The 543-nt window shown below is 43.1% G+C and carries 1 pseudogene; it reads left to right on the top strand.

The window, feature by feature from the left end:
* Positions 1-543: pseudogene (locus HC175_RS17050) on the top strand (gliding motility protein RemB); the annotation flags it as partial.

The raw sequence follows: 543 nt of genomic DNA, 5'->3' as shown, positions 1-543 counted from the left end.
GTCCGGGAAAATATTTCAATCTGCAGTTTGGACATGGCAAGAATTTTATTGGCGATGGTTACCGGTCGCTACTCTTAAGTGATGTTGCCGCTCCTTACCCATTTTTCAAGCTTAATACCACCTTCTGGAAAGTAAAATATACCAACACCTGGATGTCCTTACGTGATGTGCGGCCCGAGGTGACAGGGGAAGGTTCTTACCGCACCAAGTTCATGGCGAATCATTACCTGAGTTATAATATAACAAAGCGGTTAAATATTGGCTTTTTTGAGTCGGTCATGTGGGAGAACGACAACAACAGGGGATTCGATCTTAATTACCTTAATCCAGTCATATTTTATCGTGCCATCGAATTTTCTACGGGGGCACAGGCGGGAAATGCAGTCATTGGCCTTACCGGAAAATATAAATGGAGCGATCACTTCCTTACCTACGGGCAATGGTTGATCGATGAATTCTCTTCTACAGATGTGTTTGGTGGAGAAGGCAGCTGGAAGAACAAACATGGTTTTCAGCTTGGTACAAAATATTTCAACGCTTTTA

The sequence above is a fragment of the Salinimicrobium oceani genome (genome assembly GCF_012037645.1).
This window is presented reverse-complemented; position numbering and strand designations above follow the sequence as displayed.